Source organism: Parasphingomonas puruogangriensis (genome assembly GCF_036663635.1).
GTDB lineage: Bacteria > Pseudomonadota > Alphaproteobacteria > Sphingomonadales > Sphingomonadaceae > Sphingomonas.
On record NZ_JAXOJI010000004.1, the window covers coordinates 398,773 to 406,870 of the forward strand.

Annotated in this window: 8 protein-coding genes and 1 tRNA gene; 7 read left to right on the forward strand and 2 right to left on the reverse strand. The window is 64.6% G+C overall.

The window, feature by feature from the left end; translation table 11 throughout:
* Positions 1 to 185: 185 nt before the first annotated feature.
* Positions 186 to 1,451, forward strand: coding sequence for a DUF445 domain-containing protein (locus U1739_RS12970; protein ID WP_332708688.1), 1,266 nt, complete (start codon positions 186 to 188; stop codon positions 1,449 to 1,451).
* Positions 1,452 to 1,594: 143 nt separating this feature from the next.
* Here U1739_RS12970 and U1739_RS12975 read toward each other — a convergent pair whose 3' ends face one another.
* Positions 1,595 to 2,245, reverse strand: a complete 651-nt coding sequence (locus U1739_RS12975) for an HAD family hydrolase (RefSeq protein WP_332708690.1) — start codon at positions 2,243 to 2,245, stop codon at positions 1,595 to 1,597.
* 62 nt (positions 2,246 to 2,307) lie between these two features.
* Here U1739_RS12975 and U1739_RS12980 point away from each other — a divergent pair, with 62 nt between their 5' ends.
* The 4 genes from U1739_RS12980 to U1739_RS12995 are packed head-to-tail and all read left to right on the forward strand — an operon-like array spanning position 2,308 to position 5,838.
* Positions 2,308 to 3,408, forward strand: coding sequence for an ABC transporter permease (locus U1739_RS12980; protein WP_332708692.1), 1,101 nt, complete (start codon positions 2,308 to 2,310; stop codon positions 3,406 to 3,408).
* Positions 3,408 to 4,280: an ABC transporter ATP-binding protein gene (locus U1739_RS12985; RefSeq protein ID WP_332708694.1), complete on the forward strand. Its 873-nt coding sequence runs from the start codon at positions 3,408 to 3,410 to the stop codon at positions 4,278 to 4,280. The genes U1739_RS12980 and U1739_RS12985 overlap by 1 nt, the downstream gene beginning before the upstream one ends.
* Positions 4,280 to 5,248, forward strand: a complete 969-nt coding sequence (locus tag U1739_RS12990; protein ID WP_332708696.1) for an MlaD family protein — start codon at positions 4,280 to 4,282, stop codon at positions 5,246 to 5,248. Before U1739_RS12985 ends, U1739_RS12990 begins: the two co-directional genes overlap by 1 nt.
* A gap of 8 nt (positions 5,249 to 5,256) precedes the next feature.
* Complete coding sequence (locus tag U1739_RS12995) at positions 5,257 to 5,838, forward strand: ABC-type transport auxiliary lipoprotein family protein (protein WP_332708698.1); 582 nt, start codon at positions 5,257 to 5,259, stop codon at positions 5,836 to 5,838.
* Between the two features lie 148 nt (positions 5,839 to 5,986).
* Here the strand turns inward: U1739_RS12995 and U1739_RS13000 are convergent, their stop codons facing one another.
* The gene (locus U1739_RS13000; protein ID WP_332708700.1) at positions 5,987 to 6,844 is read right to left on the reverse strand and encodes a peptidylprolyl isomerase; all 858 of its coding nucleotides are present in this window, start codon (positions 6,842 to 6,844) and stop codon (positions 5,987 to 5,989) included.
* A 94-nt stretch (positions 6,845 to 6,938) separates the two neighbouring features.
* On the opposite strand from U1739_RS13000, the gene U1739_RS13005 reads away from it, so the two are divergent.
* Positions 6,939 to 7,029: transfer RNA gene (locus U1739_RS13005), tRNA-Ser, on the forward strand.
* A gap of 356 nt (positions 7,030 to 7,385) precedes the next feature.
* Complete coding sequence (gene terL, locus U1739_RS13010) at positions 7,386 to 7,661, forward strand: phage terminase large subunit (RefSeq protein WP_332708733.1); 276 nt, start codon at positions 7,386 to 7,388, stop codon at positions 7,659 to 7,661.
* Positions 7,662 to 8,098 lie beyond the last annotated feature (437 nt).

Below are 8,098 nucleotides of genomic sequence, written 5' to 3' on the forward strand. Positions count from 1 at the left end.
GAGCCTGTATCTCCTGTTGCCCCGCGAAAGCGGGGGCTCAGGGCCACAAGCGACGGCGTTGGAAACCCTGGGCTCCCGCTTTCGCGGGAGGTCAGGTGAGGGTCGCGTGGTTGAATCACAGCAAGGTCTGGCAGGATTAAGCCAAGCCACTTGAACAATCGCCCGTTTCGGGGATTGGTCTTCCCATGAAGCTGCTGTCACGCGCGCCCCGTATTTCCGAGCCGCCGCCGCAGGGCCTGCGGCAGATGCGCATTGTCGCTACCGGCTTGCTGGTAGCGATGGCGGTGATCTTCCTCGCCACGCGTGCGCTTGGCGATGCCCATCCGGCTTACGGCTATATCCGCGCCTTTGCCGAGGCGGCGATGGTCGGCGGGCTGGCCGATTGGTTTGCGGTGACGGCACTGTTCCGCCACCCGCTCGGTCTGCCGATCCCGCATACCGCGATCATCCCGCGCAACAAGGATCGCATCGGCGACACCTTGGCGGCATTCCTGCGCGACAATTTCCTCACGCCCGTGGTGATTTCGCGGCGCATGCGGCGGATGGATATCGCCAGCATAGCCGGCGCTTGGCTGGCCAATCCCGGGGCGTCGAGCAAGCGCATCACGCGCGGCACCTCGCGATTGGCGATCGAGGTGTTGCAGTCGCTCGATCAGGAACGGCTGGGCGGCATGGTGCGCGGTGCGATGGTGCAGCAGGTGCGCGGCCTCAAGCTCGCGCCCTTGCTCGGTCAGGCGCTCAGCGCAGCTATGGCGGACAACCGCCATCTGCCGATTCTGGACGGCATCGTGCGTGCGGCGGCGCAAGTTCTGGAAACCAACGAGCAGTTGGTGCGCAACATGGTGCACGAACGCGCCGGCGCGGTGATGCGCTGGACCGGGCTGGATGAGACGCTGTCGAACAAGATTATCGACGGGCTCAAGGGCCTGTTGCAGCAGATGGAGGAGGACCCCGAGCATCCGTTGCGCGGCCGCGCCGAAGAGGCACTGGCGACGCTGGCCGACGATCTGCAGCATTCGCCGGCCATGGCCGGGCGGGTCGACGCGCTAAAGCTCGCGATGCTTGAGAATCCGGCGATGCAGCGTTGGATCAACGGCCTGTGGGAACAGGCGCGCATGGCCATGCTGCGCATTGCGCGGGATCCCGAGAAGCTGCTTGGCGGGCAGGTCGGCGAAGCGCTGCGGCAACTGGGCGAAACGCTGCAGCGTGATCCCCGGCTGCGTGCGACGATCAACCGCTTCGTGCGCCGCGCGGTGGTCGGCACCGCGGCGGATTATGGCGATGCGATCGTGCGGCTGGTGTCGGAAACGGTGCGCGGCTGGGACGCGCAGACGATCACCGGGCGCTTGGAAAATGCCGTGGGCAAGGACCTGCAATATATCCGCGTCAACGGGACGTTGGTCGGCGGGCTGGTTGGGCTGGCGATCCATGCTGCGGATCGGTGGCTGTAGGGGGGCGACCTTTGTTAGCACCACCCCGGCGGACGCCGGGCCCAGTCGGGAAGATGGATGTAACGGCGCGCTGCGCAACGTTGCTTGGACGTCGCGACTGGCCCCCGGCGTCCGCTGGGTGGTGAGAGCAGGGAGGGGAGACCCTACCAGTCGATAATCGTCCAGCCCTTGACCTTGGCCAGCGCGCGCAGCGGGGCGTGGGGATTGACCGCGAACGCCTCGTCCGCCCACTCCAGGGCTGGCGCATCGGACACGTGATCCGAATAGAATCGGATGTGCGCATCCTCGCGCTTGATCCCGTCTTCGGCCAGCCAGGCCTCGATCATGCGCAATTTGGCCGGGCCGTAGCAATTCTCCCCAGCGATCCCGGCGCGTACCGATCCGCTGTCAGTGGCATGCGAATTGGTGGCGATGACGTCGTGGAAGCCGAGCCGCGTGGCGATCGCGGTGACATAGAAGCGGTATGAGGCGGTGGCCATGACCAGCCGGTATCCGGCGGCGCGATCCTGTTCGATGCGGGCCTCAGCGCCGGGAAACACGGCGACGCGGCCGGCGAAGCGCGAGGCCGAGGCAGTCGCGCGCGCCTCGGCCAGCGTATGGCCGAGCAACAGGCGCTGCGTCAGGTGCTTGAGCCGCGCACGATCGATCAGCTTGGCGCCATAGGCCGCGGTGGCCAGCCCGGCGAGCGGCAGCAGCGCCAGCCGCCACTTCGGCGCTGCCCCGACGGCGAAGGCGGTCCAGGTCGGCGCGACGGTGATCGTCTTGTCCATATCGTAGATGGCGATGTTCAACATGCAGGGTCCTTACGCCGCAACGCGCTTGCCGATCCAGCGCGATTGCAGCATGGGTTGAGCCGATGAGTCAGACCGCCACCTTCTCGCCCGACGATTCCGGCGTCCTGAAATTCAGCGGCAATCTCACGCTGGCGCGGATCGGCGATCTCGCGCAGCGCTTGCGCGCCTATGACGGGGCCGTCTCGGCACTCGATTTGGGCGGGATCGAGCGCATGGATACGGTCGGCGCGTGGATCGTCCATCGCTTTGCCGCGGAAAAGAATGTCGAGATTGCCGGGCTGGACGACGATCAGCGGCATTTGCTGACCCAGGTCAAGAATGCCGACCAGGTGGTGGCGATGCGGCCCGATCAGGGCAGTGGCTTCTCGCGCGTGCTCGGCGAGATTGGCGATGCGACGATGGTCGCGTTCCACACGATGTACGGGCTGCTCGGCTTCATGGGCGCGACGGTGATCGCGTTCGGGACATTGCTGCGCCATCCTAGCCGCTTCCGCTTCAATGCCACGGTGATGCGCTTCGAGGTGGTCGGCGTCTCGGCGCTCGGCATTATCGGGCTGATGAGTTTCCTGATCGGCATCGTCATCGCGCAGCAGGGCGCTGTCCAGCTGCGGCAGTTCGGTGCCGAAGTGTTCACCATCAACCTGGTCGGGCGGCTCACGCTGCGTGAACTGGGCGTACTGATGACCGCGATCATGGTCGCCGGTCGCTCCGGTTCGGCCTTCGCCGCGCAACTTGGCACGATGAAGCTGACGGAAGAGGTCGATGCGATGCGCACGATCGGCGTGTCGCCGATGGAGGCTTTGGTCGTCCCGCGCACCTTGGCCGTGGTCATGATGATGCCGCTGCTGGCCTTTTATTCCTCGCTGATTGCGATCGTCGGTGGTGGCATATTATGCTGGGTGTCGCTCGACATTCCGCTGGTCACCTTCATCCAGCGCATTCGCGAGGTCGTGCCGATCACCGATCTGTACGTGTGCCTCGTCAAGGCGCCGGTGTTCGGGGCGATCATCGCCATTTCCGGCTGCTTCCAGGGCATGTCGGTTGAATCGGACTCGGAGCAGGTCGGCATCCGCACCACCGCCGCGGTGGTGCAGGCAATCTTCCTGGTGATCGTGCTGGATGCGTTCTTCGCGGTGTTCTTCACCTGGGTGGGGTGGATCTGATGCCGGCCGACGACGACAATATCATCACCGTGCGGGGGCTGAAGAACGGGTTTGGCGAGCAGATCGTGCATGACGGGCTCGATCTCGACGTGCGCCGCGGCGAGATTTTCGGGGTGGTCGGCGGCTCCGGTACGGGCAAGTCCGTGCTGATGCGCTCGATCGTCGGGCTGCAGACGCCGCTCGCCGGCGAGATTACCGTGTTCGGCGAGGAGACGATCGGGCGCGAGGAAACCGACGCGATCGATATCCGCAAACGCTGGGGCGTGCTGTTCCAGGGCGGGGCGCTGTTTTCGACGCTGACCGTGGCCGAAAACGTTCAGGTGCCGTTGCGCGAATTCTATCCCGACCTCGATCCTGCGTTGATGGACGAGATCGCCGCCTATAAAGTCGTCATGTCCGGTCTGCCCGCCGATGCCGGGCCGAAATTTCCGGCCGAACTGTCCGGCGGCATGAAGAAGCGCGCTGGCCTGGCCCGCGCGCTGGCGATGGACCCCGAACTGCTGTTCCTCGACGAGCCGACCGCCGGGCTCGATCCGATCGGCGCGGCGGCGTTCGACGAATTGACCAAATCGCTGCAGAAGACGCTGGGCCTGACGGTTTTCCTGATCACGCACGATTTGGACACATTATACGCCATTTGTGATCGTATCGCGGTGCTCGCCGACAAGAAGGTGATCGCGGTGGGCACGATTCCGGAGCTGCTGGCGATGGATCATCCGTGGATCCAGGAATATTTTAACGGCCCGCGCGGCCGTGCCGCCACCGCGGCGATCGAGCGCAACGAAGAACGGGCCGGGCAGGCCGGCAAGCAGATACAGTCTCAGTCCGGCGCGCCGGTCGGGGCCGCAAAAGTAGCAGGGGCTGAAGGCTGATGGAAACCCGTTCGAACCATGTGCTGGTCGGTGCCGTCGTGCTGATCCTGCTCGCCGTGCTGGCGCTGTTCACGGTGTGGATCGCGCGGCTCAACGGCACGTCGGAGAAGGAATATGACATCTTCTTCAAGCAATCCGTCGATGGCCTGAACAAGGGCTCGGTCGTCGCCTATTCGGGCGTGCCGCTGGGCCAGGTGAAGGAGATTGCGCTGTGGAAGAAGGACCCGCAATTCGTGCGCGTGCGCATCACCGTCAAGGATGAGACGCCGGTGCTGGAAGGCACGACGGCGACCGTCCAAGGTAGCTTCACCGGCACCAGCACGATCCAGCTGGACGGCGCCAAGAAGGGCGCGCCGCCGATCGCCTGCCCAGCCAACGACGTCGCCGCCGCCTGCCCCTTCGGCGTGCCGGTGATCCCGACCAAGGCTGGCGGCCTCGGCGCGCTGCTCAGCTCCGCGCCGCAATTGCTCGAGCGGCTGTCGACGCTGACCGAGCGGCTCACCGACATGCTGAGCGACCGCAACCAGAATTCGATCGCCGGCATCCTCGCCAACACCAATCGCTTGACCGACGCGCTGGCCGATCGCGGGCCCGAAATCGCCGCGACGCTCGCCGAAACCCGGCTGGCGGTGCAGCGCGCCGGGATCGCCGCCGAGCAGATCGGCGTGCTCGCCGGCACGACGAATAGCCTGATCGCCGAGGATATCCGCCCGGCGGCGGCCAATCTCAACAACGCCGTCGCCTCGGCAAAGGCGAGCATGGACAATCTCAACGCCGCGATCGGCGATGCGCGGCCCGGCCTGCAGGCATTCAGCAAGCAGACCGTGCCCGAGGTCGGGCAGCTCGTCCGCGATCTGCGCGTGATGTCCTCGGCGCTGACCTCGGTGGCGGAGAAGATCGACCAGGGCGGCGCCTCGACATTGATCGGGTCGCCCAAGCTGCCTGACTATAAGGGCAAAAAGAAGTGAGGCTCCCGATGAAGAAGACGCTCGCGCTGATCGCTCTCCTGCCGCTGTCGGCGTGCATCAGCTTCGGCGCCAAGCCGCCGCCCTCATTGCTCACGCTGACCTCGGCACAGGCGCTGCCGGCCGGACAGACGCAAAGCTCGGCCAACGCGCCGACCATCACCATCGCAGTTCCGTCCTTCTCGCAGGCGCTAGCGACGACGCGCGTGCCGGTGCAATCGAGCGACACCGCGCTCGCTTATGTGCCGGATGCGCAATGGGTCGAACTGCCCGGCCGTCTGTTCGCCCGGTTACTGTCCGATACCGTCGCGGCCAAAAGCGGTCGGGTCGTGCTTAGTACGGCGCAGTCCTTCTCCGATCCGGGCTCGCGTTTGTCGGGCGAATTGCGCGCGTTCGGCGTCGATGCGACCACCAATGAGGCGGTCGTGACCTTCGATGCCGCATTGATCCGCAACACCGGCACGGTGGTCGAAAAGCGCCGCTTCGAGACGCGCGTGCCGCTCACCGCGATCGAAGCGACCGCGGTCGGCATCGGCGTCAACCAGGCGGCCAACCAGGTCGCGAGCGACGTGGCCGACTGGGTCGGGCGTTAAGGCGCTCGTTTAAGTCTTCCAACGCGCTTTCCCCGGCGCAGGCCGGGGCCCAGTCGCGAAGGTAGATGTAACGGCGCGCAACGCCCGAAACCGCTGTTCCTCGACTGGGCCCCGGCTTGCGCCGGGGAACACATCGCTAAAAGCTACCTCAAGGCGCTTCCACACGCCGCGTCGCCAGCGGCACGTCGCACACCGTCTGCCCGGTGCGCACGGTTGGCGGAGCGGGCCGTTCGCGGAGCGCGATCAGCGCGGCGAAGCGCGGATTGTCCGCCGCGCGATATTCATAATGCGGCCGCTCTGCCGCGGCTATATCGCTGGCCAAGCGAACCGAGACGATCCCGGTGCGCTCGGCCTCGGTCGCGTAGACGCCCATGGTCGCGTCGCTGCGCGGCAGCGCGGACATGTATTTCATACCCTCGATGATGCGCCCGACCACGGTATAGTTGCGATCGAGCCGCCGTGCCGATTGCCCGATCGGCGTGAACAGTTCGGCGCCGTTGCCGGTGCTGGGCAGCGCGTCGCGGCCCACCCCGACCATGCCGTAGCAATGCGTCAGCCATGCCTGCTGCCCGTTGCCGGCGATCGGCCAGCCATCGGCGGTTACCCCGGCGTACAGCGAATAGGCATCCGGCCGCGGCAGCGTGTGGGCAGGGGCGAAATCGGCGATCTCGAATTCAGCCGGCGGAATGGCGACGATATCGGCCGGCACCGCTTTCTTCTCGGTCGCGTCGCCCCATTGCGCGACCCAATTCTCCTGCACGCGATAGATGCTGGTGGCGTCCCACCAATGCGCCAACGCCAGGGCGCGGATGTTTGCCATATGCGCCGGCGCGAACCGCGCCGCGAGCCTGATGACGACCTGGCGATTGCCACTCAGCGTCATGATCATCACTTCGTCATCGGGGATCGGCCGCCAATCCGCAGCGATCGGATCCGAGGGCAGGGGCGGGGCCGGCGGCGTGGCAGGCGCGGCTTGCGCCGTGAAGAGCAGGAAGGGGATCAGCATCCGAGGAGAGTGCACAGCCTATCGCACGAAGGCAACCGTTCCCGCCTTGCGCCGCGCCGCGCGACGCTCTAGGCAGCGCTCTTCCAGGACATGCGGAGCGGTGGCCGAGTGGTCGAAGGCGCTCGCCTGGAAAGTGAGTATACGTCAAAAGCGTATCGTGGGTTCGAATCCCACCCGCTCCGCCACCTAGTCTGCCATTTGGCAGCCTTGAAATTTCTCTCCAGGTCATTGCCAAAAGCGCGCAGAACCGCGCCATTCGTGAAGTCGTGTTCACGATTTCGGTACCGCAGAGATCAAATTTCTCCAATCTCCGCGCTACTTTCGAGCCATTTTCTCCGTCGACCTGCCCGCTAGTACCGTTTCGTGCAGGCGCGACGATTTTCGCTGATCACCGCCGATTTACAGGGAAAAGTGATTCTGGAACAGGCCAGAGGCATTTCGCACACTTTGCAGACGGTCGCATTTGCGCGGTTCAAGCTGCAAATTCCCTATGAACAATAACAGGGTATCTTTTCGTGCCGGCGGTCAGATGCGTCCGATTATGTGGTCCGTTACCGAGGACAAGGAAACGCGATTGATCGGCGTTACCGGACAGCTCGAAGCCGGCATCTGTGTCCTGCCGCGCGAAGCGCCATGGCTGCACGAGTTCCAGCGCGAGTTGCGCGCGTTTCCGTTCGGCCGGCATGACGATCAGGTCGATACCATGACTCAGTTCCTGGAATACTTCCTATGGCGGTCGCGCTCGCTGCTGACCGAGCGTGATGAATTTGGACGAGCGCTGTATGTAAATCGCCCTTCGCGACGGGGTGATCGGTAAACCGGCTCTCCGGATAAAGTAGGCATAGATGGCTGACGTAAGAACACCATTCATCGCTAGCTGTTCGAACCAGCGCTTTGCCGTCGCCGTATCATAAGACGGGCTCGAGATGCTCGAGGCCATCGTACAGCGTGCGATGACAGACCTTAATCTACGCTGGACATCGGCCGTTCCAGCTCCACCTGCAATACAATCGAGCACCCGACGAGACGAAGACTCATGTCCGAATAGGGTGGATAACGGAACGGCTGCTTTGAGCGGCAACAAGCGGTAAGCTCCCGCTTGTTCATGTGAAAGGTCAGCGGAGCGAACGGCTGACGGTGGTGGAGGCTGTGTGGAAACGCGCTGATATGCTATGATCATGGTCTGATTTGGGAGGCCGGTGATGGGGCGTTTCATCGAAGGTTGCGATCGGCGGCAGCAGCTTTTCCTGCCTG